The sequence below is a fragment of the Thalassoglobus sp. JC818 genome, from assembly GCF_040717535.1.
Classification (GTDB): domain Bacteria; phylum Planctomycetota; class Planctomycetia; order Planctomycetales; family Planctomycetaceae; genus Thalassoglobus.
The window spans coordinates 466,500-481,785 of record NZ_JBFEFI010000003.1 but is presented as its reverse complement, the minus strand read 5'-3'; the positions used below and the strand labels follow the sequence as shown (position 1 = coordinate 481,785).

Annotated in this window: 12 protein-coding genes; 4 read left to right on the top strand and 8 right to left on the bottom strand. The window is 52.5% G+C overall.

What is annotated here, in order from left to right; translation table 11 throughout:
- Positions 1-10: 10 nt before the first annotated feature.
- Positions 11-1,942, bottom strand: a complete 1,932-nt coding sequence (locus tag AB1L42_RS09760; RefSeq protein ID WP_367053883.1) for an ABC transporter ATP-binding protein — start codon at positions 1,940-1,942, stop codon at positions 11-13.
- 174 nt (positions 1,943-2,116) lie between these two features.
- Entirely contained in the window at positions 2,117-3,091 is a 975-nt protein-coding gene (locus AB1L42_RS09755) for an ABC transporter permease (protein WP_367053880.1), read from the bottom strand.
- 215 nt (positions 3,092-3,306) lie between these two features.
- On the opposite strand from AB1L42_RS09755, the gene AB1L42_RS09750 reads away from it, so the two are divergent.
- Both AB1L42_RS09750 and AB1L42_RS09745 read left to right on the top strand, forming a co-directional pair.
- Positions 3,307-3,684, top strand: a complete 378-nt coding sequence (locus AB1L42_RS09750) for a hypothetical protein (protein WP_367053877.1) — start codon at positions 3,307-3,309, stop codon at positions 3,682-3,684.
- A 103-nt stretch (positions 3,685-3,787) separates the two neighbouring features.
- On the top strand, positions 3,788-4,249 hold the full coding sequence (locus AB1L42_RS09745; RefSeq protein ID WP_367053874.1) for a ferritin-like domain-containing protein: 462 nt from the start codon (positions 3,788-3,790) through the stop codon (positions 4,247-4,249).
- A gap of 143 nt (positions 4,250-4,392) precedes the next feature.
- On the opposite strand, the gene AB1L42_RS09740 is transcribed toward AB1L42_RS09745, so the two are convergent.
- Both AB1L42_RS09740 and AB1L42_RS09735 read right to left on the bottom strand, forming a co-directional pair.
- Entirely contained in the window at positions 4,393-5,460 is a 1,068-nt protein-coding gene (locus AB1L42_RS09740) for an Mrp/NBP35 family ATP-binding protein (protein WP_367053869.1), read from the bottom strand.
- Positions 5,461-5,676: 216 nt separating this feature from the next.
- A complete protein-coding gene (locus tag AB1L42_RS09735) occupies positions 5,677-6,555 on the bottom strand; it encodes a ThuA domain-containing protein (protein ID WP_367053866.1) in 879 nt (292 codons plus the stop codon).
- A gap of 353 nt (positions 6,556-6,908) precedes the next feature.
- On the opposite strand from AB1L42_RS09735, the gene AB1L42_RS09730 reads away from it, so the two are divergent.
- Entirely contained in the window at positions 6,909-7,700 is a 792-nt protein-coding gene (locus AB1L42_RS09730) for a phosphoadenylyl-sulfate reductase (RefSeq protein ID WP_367053863.1), read from the top strand.
- A gap of 76 nt (positions 7,701-7,776) precedes the next feature.
- On the opposite strand, the gene AB1L42_RS09725 is transcribed toward AB1L42_RS09730, so the two are convergent.
- The 3 genes from AB1L42_RS09725 to AB1L42_RS09715 form a co-directional block, all read right to left on the bottom strand.
- Complete coding sequence (locus AB1L42_RS09725; RefSeq protein WP_367053860.1) at positions 7,777-8,247, bottom strand: hypothetical protein; 471 nt, start codon at positions 8,245-8,247, stop codon at positions 7,777-7,779.
- A 108-nt stretch (positions 8,248-8,355) separates the two neighbouring features.
- Positions 8,356-9,399 carry a DUF1559 domain-containing protein gene (locus tag AB1L42_RS09720; protein ID WP_367053854.1) on the bottom strand — a complete coding sequence of 348 codons (1,044 nt, stop codon included), beginning with the start codon at positions 9,397-9,399 and terminating at the stop codon, positions 8,356-8,358.
- Positions 9,400-9,502: 103 nt separating this feature from the next.
- A complete protein-coding gene (locus AB1L42_RS09715) occupies positions 9,503-11,068 on the bottom strand; it encodes an Rne/Rng family ribonuclease (protein ID WP_367053849.1) in 1,566 nt (521 codons plus the stop codon).
- A 1,449-nt stretch (positions 11,069-12,517) separates the two neighbouring features.
- On the opposite strand from AB1L42_RS09715, the gene AB1L42_RS09710 reads away from it, so the two are divergent.
- Positions 12,518-13,669 (top strand): SDR family oxidoreductase, encoded by a 1,152-nt coding sequence (locus AB1L42_RS09710; protein ID WP_367053842.1) that lies wholly within the window; start codon positions 12,518-12,520, stop codon positions 13,667-13,669.
- A gap of 706 nt (positions 13,670-14,375) precedes the next feature.
- Here AB1L42_RS09710 and AB1L42_RS09705 read toward each other — a convergent pair.
- Positions 14,376-15,071: a sulfotransferase family 2 domain-containing protein gene (locus AB1L42_RS09705; protein WP_367053835.1), complete on the bottom strand. Its 696-nt coding sequence runs from the start codon at positions 15,069-15,071 to the stop codon at positions 14,376-14,378.
- Between the last annotated feature and the right edge of the window lie 215 nt (positions 15,072-15,286).

Genomic DNA, 15,286 nt, shown 5'->3' with positions numbered 1-15,286 from the left:
TGACGCGAAGTCACCCGCCAGAATGCAGTCGTCGTGATTCCCGACTATAAGCGTTGAAGTTGATGTAGTCCCAGTGCCGGTACAGCTCGGAAGCTTTTCGCAGATCGTTGTGACTTCCGAATGCTTCGACTCGTCCCTCATGAAGTAGAACGACTTTGTCGGCACGTCGAATCGTCGACAACCGAGTCGGCAGGAAGATCAGAGTTCTCCCTTTAGAGAGCCGTTGGTAGGCATCATCAATGGCAGCTCTGAGGTCTTCGCCCAGAATCTCATCCGGCTCCTGAATGATCAAAACGGCCGGGTCACGCAGGACGGCACGAGCAAGTCCGATCTGAAACTTCTCACCCGTGGCAACCGTCTCACCGTGTTCTCCCAGCACAGTTTCGTAACCGAGAGGAAGGCCGGAGAGAAACTTGTTCGCGTGGACTGTCTTCGCTGCTTCAATGGCATCCTGCATCGTGTAACGATTGTCGCCACAGATCAGATTCTCGAGAACGGTCCCCGTTAAAACCGGGTCATCTCCGCCGACGTAAAGGGTCTCTGCCCGAAGACTCTCCAGAGTCCCCCAGGCGATATCTTCTCCGTCGAATAGCACTCGCCCTTTCGACGGTTCGATGAATCGCGGAAGTAAGTACGCAGCCGCTCGCGGAACAAGCGGGTCCATGGATACGATGGCAACTTGCGTCCCTGACTCAATTCTCAGGTCGACGCCGCGCAGAATCTCATGCCCCTGATGAGAATAGTGAACCGCTTCGTAGATGATGGATTTCGCCACCGGCTGAATGAACTTGGCTCCAACTGCCTGCCCCACTTCGGGGATTTCATCCAGATAGCGGTAGATTTGATCCGCTTTCACATGCAACTGCTGTCGCTCCGAGACCGCTTCTTCGACTGCACTTGCTTCGCGGTACAACATCGCCAAGGCGACTGCGAGGACAATTCCCGAAGACAGCGGAAGTGGATTGGAAACCGAGAGAACTCTCATCGAGATCAGTAGAAAGACAATTCCGATCGACGCCACCACCACAAAACGTGCGAGTCTGAGAGCACCTGACTCCAGACGATCGCCGGTGCGAGACTCCGTCGAGAGACGTCCGAGATGACTTTCGAACAGAGACTGCTCGAAGGTCTCCATATGATAGCCACGGACAAGTCGTGTTTGTTTCAGACCGTCAGCAAGAAACCGTGATTCGGTTTCTGCATGAGCTTCCGCAAGTTGCCGTTGAGCAGCCCCACGTTTTCTTTCGAAACGATACACGATCCAACAGAAGGCTGTTGGCAAGAGACATTGCAGCGCCAGCCGCCAGTCGATCGAGAACATGACGAGCATAAGGGTCGGAATCAACATCCATCCCCGGACGACACGCCGACGATAAGTGGTCAACGAATCCCGGATGTCGTCGACATCGCTCGTAAATAATCGAAAGGCTGCCTGATACCGCTGACCGGTCAAATCGCTCGGCCCGAGACGAAGTGTCTGGCGGTGAATGGATGTCCGCAGCCAGGTAGCAACCTGCCGGGCAGCCTCCATCGAATGTGCTCGAGCTCTCCCCCGGGCAAACATCAGAAAGACGCAGAGCACGACGAGCAGAACCGTCAGTAGCACGAGTGCCGAACGATTTGTTCGCAGCGATGAAAACTGCTCGCAGAGATTGTCGAGCCAACTCCAGGCGGTCAGATGACCGAACCGCTCAACTTGACGAAGCAGCCCCTGGTCCTCGATCACAACTTCCCCGCCTGCCTGGACCGACTCCACGACATGCTGAGGAGAAACTTGAGTGTTGACGATCAGAACGTCACACCACAGCGTGAGCACAATCAAAGCGACTACAACTCCGAGGCAGTAGAGTGCAGTCCATAAGATCAATCCAAGCCCATTTGAGTCAGTCCACGATCGACGAGGAATCAATCGAGCCAAAGCCAGTTCTTGGTTGGATTGCACGTTTTGCCTCGAATTCGACTGACTCCGACGACGAAACCTCAAGCTGATCGGGATTCATAGAGAGTGAAGCGTCAACGATATCGACGCCGATTTCATCTCGTCCGATCAGCGATTTCGTCCCTTCGAGTAATCAGCCGCTTCAGTTGTCACTGTGAAATTGCAACTCCGGCCTCCCTACGCCAAATCTCGATCCTCGAACATCAAAAACGCGACCATGATCATCGCGCCGACGTACGCCATACAGTATAGGCCCGCCATGGCCACGTAATCAGTTGGAATTATTTTCCCTGTCGAAATGGCCGCCTGCATATTGAAGTGTTCCAGTGTCGGGAGGAACGTGGCCAGAACTCTCGCCACAAAACGCACGAACACGTTCGCATCCGACAAAACCAACACGGGAGTCAGATGGCCGATCACAAAAATGGAGAAGCATGTTGAGATGTTCACGAGCATCGGCATGCGTGTCGAAATGGCAACACTCACCGCAGTCATCACGGCGACTTCCATCGAGATCAGGGTCAATCCCGGCAGGATCGATCGTGCCATATTGAATCGTTCTCTCACGAGATACGGAATCTGGAACGGAAGCCCGACATCGCGGAAGTAGAACAATGCAGCCTGAGTCTCACCAGACTCTTTCTGGTCGTACCCGAATTTGAAGTAAGTCAGCGAGAAGAAAACGATCCCGAGAATGAAGATCAGCAACAGCGACGACTGTGTGATCCCCACGTATTTCCCGAAGACGAACTGGCGGCGATTGATCGGCTTGGAAAGCAGCGTCATCGCTGTTTTGCCTTCAATTTCCTCAGCGACGCTGATACTCGCTGTCCAGACGGACATGAGAAGCGCGCAAATCAGCGTCATCGCCAGACCGCAATCGATGTACATCTTGGTGTCGTCCCCCATCGAGAAGAACGGCACGTAGTAGTTGGCGATCATCACCAGAACGCCCAGCCCAGTCACCAGCAGGAAAATTGGCTGTCGAATCGCTTCTTTGGTTGTGGCCCGAGCAATTGTTCCGGCCCGCGTCGTGTAGTTGAACACGAGCAACAGAATCAAAAAGATGCACCATCCCACTGTCACCGGAAGATAGGGCAGCGTCACTGCTCCTTCACCGGCCTGCGCGAGGAGTTGAGGAAAGGCGAACATGTTTGTGGAGTCCTGAAGATCGGGAGAAAATCAATACAAAGTGCAATGAAATGGCTGCGGACCGGAAATTCCCCGATCCAACAGGAAAGAATGAGTTGTTCACTGTACCGACGGAAGGAACCGCGTTCAAATGAGGGTCGCCGAGTTTTCACTACTTCGATCGGTTCAAACCGCATTCAGTTCGATAATCGTTGCGGACCTTAGAGCTTGCTGTCATGAAAAACTTTCACGACCTTGTCGAATCCCGCAGAAAATGGATTCACGAGACTCTTATTCCCTGGTGCCGGACAGCGGAACGGAAAGATCTACTCCTCGCCGAACAGGAATGGATCGATTTGGCGGGCCAACCTGATCCAGAAATGACTCTCTGGGCATGGGCCTGGAACCGCTTTCCTGAGCTGTGCGACCCGAACGTCGGCAAACTCAACGAGACCCACCAAGTCACGATCGTCCGGAAAAACGGGACACAGATCACCGGTTACCCGGACGCCCGAACTTCTCAGGCGGGGCTTCTCTTTCTGATCAACGACGACGGCAAAACGGTCGGCCCGGTGAGTATCGACGATGTTGAATCTGTCGAGATTTCCGGCTGACGAAAACGTCGCGACGTCTACAATTTCGTACAATCACAATACGAAAGACGTGTGAATCAACCTACGAACTACTTCCAGAACACTTGATATCGGAGTTGAAAACGTGGCTGACGAAAAACTTGCTCAAATCGTTGAGGAATTGAAAGTCTCCTATTGGATGGAGATCGAAACCGTCATGAACTACCTGTCCAACTCAATCAATCTGGACGGGGTTCGCGCTGAAGAAATCAAGAAGTCGTTGGCCAATGACGTGCAGGAAGAGCTGACCCACGCTCAAACTCTGGCTCAGCGAATCAAAACCCTGAGCGGTGTCGTCCCAGGCAGCATGGAATTTCAGGCTTCGCAGAAATCACTACAGCCACCTCAGAAACTGACCGACGTCGTAGCAGTCATCAAAGGCGTTATCGAAGCCGAAAACGGGGCGATCGAGCAATACAATAAGCTGATCAAGCTGTGTGACGGTGTCGACTACGTGACACAAGACCTCTGCATCGCAGCTCTCGGAGACGAAGAGCAACACCGGCGCGAATTCCAGGGATACCTGGCCGAATACGAAGGCAACTGATCGAAGAGTCACGTTCGTCTTTCCAAGCCGAACTCACTCAATCTTGAGACTAGTTAAGAAAAAACGATCCGCACCAACTTGGTCGCGGATCGTTTTTCGTTTTCAGATGAATGTTGCCCGGCGAGTTGACAGTCCAGCTTTGCCTAAAGAATCTCAAGTGTCGGCATCGATGGATTGGCCAAGAGCTGTCGCACCACTTCCATCGCTGTGTTGGAACTGACATTCATGATCGCATCCTGAACTGGATTCTCTTCCTGCACAAGCTGCGAGATTTTCCCTTCATCGCCTCGAATTCGAATGATGGGGTCCGAAGGGATTTCGCCGAGGAATGGAACTCCCATCTCCTCAGCTTTGGCTTTGGCTCCACCCTGCCCGAAGATTTCTCCGGTCATGTTCTCAACCATCCCAAGAACCGGGATTTTCACGGTCTTGAACATGGAAATCGCCTTACCGGCATCCAGTAATGCGACTTTCTGCGGAGTACAGACCACGACAGCCCCCGCCAGAGAAACCATTTGCGAGAGTGTCAGCGCAACGTCTCCGGTCCCGGGAGGCATGTCGACAATCAAATAGTCCAACGCTCCCCATTCCGTTTGCTGCAGGAACTGGGACAAAGCTTTGTGCAGCATCGGCCCTCGCCAGACAATCGCCTGATCTTCGCCGACCATGAAACCCATCGACATCAGTTTAATGCCGTCGACTTCGATCGGGACAATTCGTTCGATCGTCCGTCCGTCAGGTGCCTCGATTTGCTTCATCGCAGGCTGTCCGGTTGCCCCGAGCAAATGCGGAATACTCGGACCGTAAACATCGGCATCCATCAGTCCGACAGTTGCTCCGGACTGCTTCAGGCCATAAGCCAGTGAAGCTGCCACGGTTGATTTTCCAACGCCCCCTTTTCCGCTACCAACCGCAATCACATTGCGAACAGTCAGCCCGACCTTTGCTCCCGAGTCTTTCCCCTTCACGGTAAATTTCGAACGAACGTCGACAGCTTCAATCTCGGGGAAGCGACTTTGAACTTCCTTTCGAATCGACTCTTCCAACTGTTCGGGCCGGGGAAAAGCGGTTGTGGGGAACTCGATGTCAACGACAGTCCGGTTTCCTTCAGCGGAAACGTTCTTCAACATCTTGGCGTTCGACAACGTCTTGTCGAACGCAGGGACCTTGATTTCTTGGACGAGATTTTTGATCTCTTCAACAGTCGCCATCGATTTCCCTCGAAATTGCTCTCAACTTTAAAGTGTCAGTTGTTTCACTCTGACACCGCTTGCACTGGTTTTCTTCGCCAGCTTTGACGGATGTGGGCGCGCACCTTTCACAGAAGCACCCCACATCGACAGTCCAAGTTAAGTGAGAAACAAGAGGTCGACAACAGTGCCATCCCTGAGGATTGACGGATTCTCAGGGATGAAGAACAAAATCGCTCACTCAGGCGAATTCGAGCGGGTATTTGCCGACACAGTGGTCACTTCCGATGAAAACAGTGGATCCTGGACCGGCTCGAGATTTCCGATTTCAATCGGTTTCACGCCTGTTCCTTCATAGCCAGCTTGAGGTTGACCGTCTTCAGTCAGCTTTCCAGTGACAAACAATGCCCCACGAGCCACCAGATCGAGCCAAATGTCGTTGTTCATGGTTTCGTTGTGATGTCCCAACGAAGTTCCGAACACGTTCGCTTTACCAAATTTGTTGACCCAGATCACAGGATGATCTTTCTGCGTATCCTCACCAAACGCTAGAGCGAGAGGAGTGCAGTTCGTCCAGACCTGCTCGATCTTGTAGAGCTCGCCGTTGGGAGTTTTCCATTCCTCCGGAAAACCGGTCATGACGGGGTGATCGTCCACGCGAACCACGTTCAAGGCCCGTTTGCCTTCATGACTCTTGGAAGTCACTCCAATCAGTTCTCGCCACGCATCGGCAGCTCCTGAATTTCGGTAGCTGTGAAGAGCACAATGGATAAAGATCGCGGGTACTCCATCGAAGTGAGCATTCGCAATCGAGCTGACAAACTCCGGGTCCGTCACACCGCCGAAACACTCATTGTGAACGATGAGATCATATTTCTTCGCCCAGTCGGGATCGGAGTAAACGGAAACTTTGTGGTCACGTGTCGTGCCTCCTTCGTGAACGACGTCCCAAACGATGTTGGCTCGCTGACTGATTCCTTCGGTGATGATCCTCTTCTGATTCTCATAGTCATGGCAACATCCCCCCGTAATCAGCAGCCCTTTCAGTGGCTCCGCAGCTGCCAGGACTCCAGGAAACGTGACAGCGAGGAGCAGGATCAACAGCCTGTTTGTCATTGCAATCAACTCTTATCTTTCAGGAAACGGGAACACACAAGCTAACGTTGATCAGTGTAGCAACTCGCAAAGCAAACTCGAACGACCGCCGCGAATTCGATTTGATGATTCGACTCCTACACTGCTACACTTCCACGTCTTGACTCAGAACCCCGGCGGACGAAACCGTGTCTTCAATGATGAGTGGCTGCGATTTTGAACGCGGCCTCACGGTCAATCTGTCCTCCCAACTGACGATTCCGACGTTCTCAGGGCAGTGACTGTCCGCCACACAACACAACAACTGACTTCTCAAAACTGATCCCATCCTCAGCAATTCAGGCTGTCGACCCGTTGCGAGAAATGGAAAGCAAATGGCTCGTCTCACACAAACGCAACTCAATCGCCTCAGTAAGAACTTCGAAGAACGGACTCCGGACGAGATGCTTCGCTGGGCGAAAGAAATTTTCGGAGAACGCGTCGCTGCCATCTCAGCGATGCAAAAATCCGGTAGCGTCATGTGTCACATGATCTCTCGCCTCGAATTGGACATTCCCGTTCTCTTCGTTGACACCGGTGTCATGTTCCAAGAGACACTCGACACACGCGATCGAATTTCCCGGGACTACGGACTTACTGTCCGCACACTCCACCCGGAACTGACCATGGAAGAACAGACCAAGAAAATGGGAGTTCTTTACATGTCCGTCGAGGGACAGGAAGAGTGCTGCCACATGCGGAAAGTCGAGCCCCTCTTGAAAACCAAAGGGGACTACGACGCTTTGATCGGAAGCTTGCGTCGAGCCGACGGAGGACGTCGTGGAGTCTGTCCGCTGTTGGCTGTTGATGTCGAGATGAACACTGTTCGCATCAACCCCATGGCCAATTTCACCGACGAGCAGATGGCCGCCTATCTTGAAGAGCAGGATGTGATCATCAATCCGCTTCACGATCAGGGTTACACCACCATCGGGTGCAACCGCTGCACAACCCCTGTTCTGCCGCACGAACCCAAGCGTGCTGGCCGCTGGCGACATCTCGGCACCGCCGCAGCGTATTGCGGAATCAATCCGACCGACATGAGCGACGGCGAATCCGAAGCCATCGACCTGCCTCAAGACCTCGTCGACCGCATCCTCGGCCAGAAGACCGACTTCATGATTTGATTTGTTGTTCCGGATCAAGAACAAGAAGCCGGGAAAGAGAACGGTCCCCTTTCCCGACACGTTACGCTGAACCGCCTTATTCGACGATCACGGAAATTGTCTGACTGGAAATGTCTTCTTCTGTCTGGTCGACGTCGTATTTCGCAGTGACCTCCACCGGACTCGGGACCTCCGTGGGAATCGGTTTCATCTCCGCAGAGAACTGAAACCCTCCGTCTGGATTCGCGGTTAGCGTCACAACTTCAGTGGCGAAGATTGCTGTTTTCTTGATCTTTTGAACGAAAACTTTGGCATCGACGACAATCATCGCTCCCAGCAGATCGTCCGGACCTTTGACAGTTCCGCACACGTACCACGGCACTCCGTAGGAGATCTTTTCGACCGGTGCATACCGTTCGTGCCCCAACGGAAACAATGAGAGCTCGACTTCTCCAACGGTCACCTGAGCTGCAGGAACGTGCACCAGTGGTGGGTTATCCGGTTGCTGCGAACAACCAAAACTCATGCATAGAAACAGAACCGCGAACCAGGACTTGTCGTTGATCATCACATTCTTCTCTTAAGACCCGAAACCTGACGATTGAGCCATCGCAACTTCGCCTCGTGCCATCAGCAGGCGACCTCGCGATTGCCTGCGCGACGGTAATTCCACAGTTCAAAACGACGGCATTGTGACGACTTCGTTTCCGTTTCGTGTGCCGATCGCTCGCCAGACATCTCGATCGACCGACTCCGTAAGGAAGACCACGTGCCCATCCGCAAATGTGAGATTCACTCCGCCGGAATGTTCACTGGCAGCTGAAGAAACCATACACGGAACACAGCTTCCCAGCTTACAGGAATTCTGATTGGGTGTGGCGACGTGATTGTAAAGCGTGGAAAGTTCCGCACCCAACAACCAATGATCCCCCCGATTTCCATGATCCTCCATCCCAGGACGCAGACTTCCACATTCTTCGGCAGCCCGGTCCATTTGATTCACCATCCCGAGATGATCACCGATGATGTAGGTAAGTCGATACGGGCTGGAGGAACCTTCCGTTGCGATCTCGGAGATGGCCGCTGTATTCGACAGGCCGTCTCGAACCATTGCCGTTGTCACGACTCCGCCAATCGGTCCGTCCCAATCGATTCGATCAAGCGAGGAAAAGATTCCGTTGTAGGAAACATTCCGAAGTTCGCCCTGCTCGTCAAACTCGTGTCGTTTCCCGTACCCCACATTGCCTGCGTAATTTGAAACGTGTTTCATGTCCCGTGGAGTCGACGATGAAGGACAAGCAAATATCGTCGGACGACGAGCCAGCAAGACCGCCGCCTCATCATCGAGCCGGTCCGCCTCGATCGCTGTTGTGATCAGTTGATAAGTCGTGCCCGCTTCCACATAGGGAAGCAGCCGATAGAGATACCCATTCCAGCCCCAGCCCGCAGGGAAGACTCGATGCGAAGCCTCGTACTGATGGACGGCCAGACCAATCTGTTTGAGATGAGACTGGCACTGCAACCGCCGGGCTGTTTCACGGGATGACTGAACAGCAGGCAGAATTAAAGCGACAAGAATACCGACAACCGCAAGCACGACCATCAATTCAACCAGGTTGAATCCTGCCCGTTTGCGTCTCGACTTGAGATTGCGAACTTCATCGCACGAGGACTGCCGCCTGACAGTCCGCTTAATGCGTTCACCAAGGTTGTCGTTCAATTGCCCACCTCGCTGCGCCCTGCACAACAGCGAGGTTACGCCCCACCCGATTTGAGAGTCAAGTCGGACTCTCATTCGGGGGGATGATCGCAGGCGAACGCCGTCAGTTTCGAACTTCGGCCACTTTCACAGGGGAACCGTTGTCGTTCAGACAGCGAACATTCAGATGAGCTGGCCCCACGTTCGCGGCGGTCTGGAAGTGGACTTTGACGGAATATTCTTCCTCAAGTTCCAGCATCTCACGACGCTTATTGTTAATCAGGTAATCAGCAACTTGCTGATGCAGTTCCACCTTGACGGTGCTGACATCAGGATGTGCTGAAGCAGTCATCAAAGCACGCATGACTTCAATGGCCATACTCTCAGCTGTCTTGACCTGTCCGGTCCCGTTACAGCATGGGCAGTCTTCATAGATGCTTCGGCGAAGCGATGGTCGAATTCGCTGTCGGGTCATCTCGATCAAGCCGAACGGGCTGATGCGCAGCACTTTCGTTCGCGCCCGGTCTCTGGCAACACAGTCGCGAAGCTTTCGCTCCACGCCGCGTCGATGCCGTTCGTCTCGCATATCGATGAAGTCGTTGACAATGACACCGCCGAGGTCACGCAGGCGAATCTGCCGCGCAATCTCTTCAGCTGCGCGAAGATTGACCTGATAGGCACTCTTCTCTGCGTCGTCATCAGCCCGATAGCTTCCGCTGTTGACGTCGATCGCCACGAGGGCTTCCGTCTGATCAATGACAAGCGACGCTCCGCCAGGAAGCGGAACGTGCCGACTTTGGATCCGGTCGATCTCGTCTTCGATCTTGTAGGTGTGGAAGATCGGTTCCTTCCCTTCGAACAGCTTGATCGAGTCAGCGTTCTTGGGCATGACCGCTTTCATGAATTCGCGAGCACGCTTGTAGGTCTCTTCTTCATCGATCCAGATCGAATCAATGCCGCTCGAATAGATATCCCGAATTGTTCGCAGAACGATGTCGCTCTCTTCGTAGATATCGACAGGGGCGGGCAGTTTTTTGATTCGCCGAACGATCGTCTTCCACAAGCGGAGCAAGTAGTTCATGTCCCGCTGAAGATCTTTCTCAGTCCGATCTGCTCCTGCGGTACGGATGATGAAACCGAGCCCTTCAGGAGGATCGAGATTGCGGAGAATCTTCCGCAGGTCGCGGCGCAGGTCTTCGTCTGCGATCTTGCGACTCACCCCAAGGCGATTCAGCCCCGGCATCAGAACCAAGTAGCGTCCCGGAATGCTGATATAAGTAGAGAGGGTCGGTCCTTTGTTCCCGATCCCTTCTTTGATCACCTGCACCAGGACTTCACTTCCTCGTTGGAAGATGTCCTGAATTGGCGGCTTGTTTCGAGAAGTTCGTTCGTTGAACTTCGAATTTCGATTCCGCTCGGCGTCGTTGCGTTCGCGATCGGAAAGCAGGTGTTTGTAGTACTGATACTCCACGTCGCTGACGTGCAGAAACCCGTTTCGCCCGACCCCAAAGTCGACAAAGACAGCCTGAATGCTGGGTTCGATATTAACGACCCGGCCTTTGTAGATATTGCCGGTGTACTGCTCGATGCTTGTGCGCTCGACGTACAATTCTTCGAGTGTGCCATCTTCGACGATGGCAATTCTGCTCTCCTCTGGCTGGAGAACATTGATCAACATTTCCTTTTTCATGAAACCCTCTTCGTCTGCGGCGACGAACAGGGTGCATCCCATTGATGTCGATGTGTTGTGGAATCACTCGAGACTCAATTGGAGTCTCGCCTGGCTAATTGCCAACGAATTGGCAATCGTCCCGACTGACTCGATTGGCCTCAAATCCATTTGAACTCACCTTTCTGAAGCGGTGATCCTTTTCGTGTCTGGTTCGACCCCGAACCAGAACTGACTCCTGCGGCTTTCTCGCCTGAATTTCTCTCGAATCCGCGAATTCTTCACACGCGGGGACTGAAAAACCGCCCTGCAACATACTTGACGCCTTGAACTCTTGCCTCAACATCGAACCGGATTTGATCGTCAAATCTTGAAACGTGATCCGTCTGACATTCGCTAAAGAAATCAGCGAACTCTGTTGGCTGACACCTGTCCGGACTGTCCGGTGAACCTGCATGACGTCTCGGAAACAAGAGCTGGAATACACTCTGTGCAAACCTTGGTGAAATTTAAGTAGTAGAAACTGTGTGCAAACGCTGTCGTCAACAATTCGATTTTCACAACGAGCGCCATCACTTCGACGCAATTTGAAGCTTGTCGACAAAACGACTTTTCAAATGCGACTCAGAGGGCACATCGCTGATCAATGTGTTCTTGATTCGTAGGTAAATCGTGTATTTCTTCGGACGTTCGCCGAATGATGCGATCTTCGAACTGCGAGGGACTCACACAGAGTCGCTGACAGGAAAAGCATGACTCATGACGAACGCAAATCGTCGACCCGGTTTCGCTTCAACCGCCGTCAGTGACTGAGCACCGACAATCCCGCTTCAGCTCGGGTCAAACTCTCTCAGATTGAGCAATAGACTCATCTGACAAGAAGTTGTATCTGGCGTGAAAGAATAGCCGAATCGCGCACCGTCCGTAAAGTCTTGACACACTGAACAAACATTCACAACGATCACAAAGCAGGCACAAGCCAAATTGTCTGCTACTGTCGGAACAAACTTCCCGACCTTCATGAATTCTTTCAAAGAAATTCTTTTCAGCCAAACTGATCGACTGATGCCTTCAACTCCCGATGCGTGAGCCAGCAACAAGACAGGAAGCGTAACGCAAATAATTACTATCAAAGACGTTAAGAATCCAGAACACTACGAACACGTCAATTTCCCAGACTTTGAAAGAGCCTGCCCCAAACTTGAGGAAAATTGACCGATTCGGTGCTGAATGACACAAAATCATCAGCTCACGCCCCTCAGGTCGACACGATCGTTTAGAATACCCAAGTAGTTACGACGAGACGCCCCGCACGCAAATCTTCACGTTTCGGCTTCCCGAATCATGAATTCAGTTGAGTCTTGCTGAGGGCCTGAGTAGTCTCTCGCAGAATCTCTGAATGTGATTTTTGCAAAAAGTCAGCGAAGCAGCTGCATCGACTCCCACTCCTCTTTACAGGAAGTCTTGAGTATGGACCACGTTTTGTTGACAGGCGCCACCGGTCTGCTTGGTCGATATTTGATGAAAGATTTGTTGAAGAACGGTGTCAAGCTGGCCGTTCTCGCTCGTCCCAGTCGCCGAACCAGCCCTGAAGCACGCGTCGAAGCAGCGATGCGAGTGTGGGACAACATTCTCGGTGAAGAACTGCCACGACCTGTCGTGCTCAAGGGTGATATCAACTCTCCGGACCTTGGCCTGTCGAATCCGGAGATCAAGTGGGCGAGTGAAAACTGCTCATCGATGATTCACAATGCGGCCAGCCTCTCGTTCGTCAGCACCGGGCGAGACAGCGAACCGTGGCGATCAAACGTTGACGGCACTGCGACAGTCCTGGACTTCTGCCAGCAAGCAGGGATCAGAGAGTTCTTCCACGTCTCAACCGCGTACGTCGCTGGGCTTCGAGACGGGCGAATCATGGAATCTGATCTCGATGTCGGGCAAGAATTTGCGAATCCTTATGAGGAGAGCAAAGTCATGGCCGAAAAGATGGTGCGTGAAGCCAACTTCATCGACGACCTCACCGTCTTCCGTCCCGCGATCATCGTCGGCGACTCACAGACAGGTCTGACATTTACCTACCACAACTTCTACGCGATGGTGCAACTCGCTTACACGATTGCACGCAGCATGCACGAAACCCACTTCTCCGGAAAAGTGGACGCCAGCAACATCAACGTCAAATCCTCCGGTACTGAACGCAAGAATCTGGTCCCCGTGGACTGGGTTTCCGAAGTGATGACATCCATCGTCACCGACAAAGCGTTGCATGGCAAAACCTACCATCTGACACCGCGGCTCCCAGTTCCATCACGCCTGATTCGGGACGTCATCGAAGAAGTCATCGGCCTCTACGGGCTGGGACTCGAAACAGACGAGAACCGCACTTCTGAACCAACGGAAATGGAGAAGGTCTTCTTCAAGCACATGGAAGTTTACGAATCGTATTGGAAAGACGATCCAGAATTCGATTCGACCAACACTCAGGCAGCTGTTCCGCAAAACCTTTGCCCACATGTGGACCGCGACATGTTGACGCTAATGGCCAAAGATGCGATCGCTCGCAGCTTCAACTGGCGAGATCCAAAGGTCAACGAAAACGAAGTCGCTTTGGTTCCCGCCTAAAGCTGCTCGCTTAGATCTCAGAATTCAATGAAACAGCCCGACAGACCATTTCGATCTGTCGGGCTGTTTTTGTTCACAAAGCCTGTTCAACGAACTCATGTTCGCTTTGGGATGAGCGATGTTTCATTTGACGAAACTGGCGTTTACGACAGCGAAAACGAGTTCTTCGTTCAAGTTGCTCACTGCGGTCTCGAATCGTCGTTGAAATTCTGAAAATATTGGAACACCCAAGAGCCCGAATCAGACTCTGACTTCGAAATTTCTCGAAGGCACATTTTGCCGTCAATCGCTGTGGTTTTGACCGTTTTGAATGGAATTCTTCAGATTGGCCCTCTCGGTAGCCGCACCTACTGTACGCGCTAACACCAACGACACAATGGGTGCCATGACTTGAATCAATACGCTCGGAAAAATTCTCTTCTCGACTCCTAGATTTTTCACTGAAAATGCTTTTGTTTATTGACTTATCGAGGTCTGTCGCAGACCATTAGGGTACGCCAGTGAGTGCTGGCCCGCCTCACTGGATTAGAGCCTCCCCCGGTCAGCCCGCCGGGGTCGAGGCTCGTTTTATTTCCCGACGTTTGCCGATCCCCACTGGCGAGCGTGCTCCCATGAATGGCGGGTGACTCTCTTTTCTTCCCTGCAGCTTTCGCTTTACAGCTGTTGGAATCGCCCAGATGAATCCACCTTCGCTGATACGAAGGACTCATTCCCAAGTGTAGCCGACTCGCTCGATTTCGTCGCTGAACAAATCGGCGACTCGATTCCGATCGTCCTCACTCAGGATTTCGCGATAGCTTCGCTTATCTTTGCGGTGACCTGATTTGGCATTGGGAAGTTCGAGAGGCTCCGGGATGCCAACCTGCTTGCGAATTTCTTCCATTTCGTCGGCCAGATTTTCAAACTTGCAGACACGATCGACCACCACTTTGCCGTCGATGGTGTAGAGATTGATGCCTCGATTTTTGAGCATTTGCGGATCAGGAGATTCAATGAACTCCGAGATCGTCGGACGTGGCTCGGTCTTGTTGCGCCAGTAATAGAGAGAAACGATCCGATCCCAAGGGTTTCGTTCGAAACAGAATGTGAAGTAGTCATCCCAGACGTCTTGCCCGACGAAATCGATCACTTCACGGGCCGACATGTGATTGTAGAACTTCGCCTTCTGCTTACCTTTGGTCATCAATTTCAAGGCATCCTTCACTCCGTATTGAGAGATGGGTGCTTGATAATTTTGCGGCCCGCGATAGCCGAGCGCCGTCCGCTTCTGTTCGTCGACCGGAGAAATGGGTGTGATGATGTCATCCGGTCCACAGAACTTTGACAAAGCGATCTCGACCGATGTGCCTGCGGTCTTGTTGGTCTTGATGAAGATGTATCGATGCTTGTGTGAAACGATCACTGACTGACTCCTAAGTCTTCTCATCCAGGCTGAACCCGCTCGGAATTCATTCCAATTGAGGGATTGCACTCTTGGCGGTTTCGAGTGGAACGGCATGTTAATCGAGGTCTGTGAACAGTCATACCCGAAAGTTTTCCGCCTCGAATTCCGTCACTTTACTCGAACTCCGGCTGGTCTCGCGTTTTGATCTCGTTTCCAACTGCCGTAGAATACTT

What these genes read in the sequence shown, in the direction of transcription:
- AB1L42_RS09755 (WP_367053880.1), bottom strand. Translation starts at nt 3,091, where the DNA reads ATGTTCGCCTTTCCTCAACTCCTCGCGCAGGCCGGTGAAGGAGCAGTG.
- AB1L42_RS09750 (WP_367053877.1), top strand. Translation starts at nt 3,307, where the DNA reads ATGAAAAACTTTCACGACCTTGTCGAATCCCGCAGAAAATGGATTCAC.
- AB1L42_RS09740 (WP_367053869.1), bottom strand. Translation starts at nt 5,460, where the DNA reads ATGGCGACTGTTGAAGAGATCAAAAATCTCGTCCAAGAAATCAAGGTC.
- AB1L42_RS09735 (WP_367053866.1), bottom strand. Translation starts at nt 6,555, where the DNA reads ATGACAAACAGGCTGTTGATCCTGCTCCTCGCTGTCACGTTTCCTGGA.
- AB1L42_RS09730 (WP_367053863.1), top strand. Translation starts at nt 6,909, where the DNA reads ATGGCTCGTCTCACACAAACGCAACTCAATCGCCTCAGTAAGAACTTC.
- AB1L42_RS09725 (WP_367053860.1), bottom strand. Translation starts at nt 8,247, where the DNA reads ATGATCAACGACAAGTCCTGGTTCGCGGTTCTGTTTCTATGCATGAGT.
- AB1L42_RS09715 (WP_367053849.1), bottom strand. Translation starts at nt 11,068, where the DNA reads ATGAAAAAGGAAATGTTGATCAATGTTCTCCAGCCAGAGGAGAGCAGA.
- AB1L42_RS09710 (WP_367053842.1), top strand. Translation starts at nt 12,518, where the DNA reads ATGGACCACGTTTTGTTGACAGGCGCCACCGGTCTGCTTGGTCGATAT.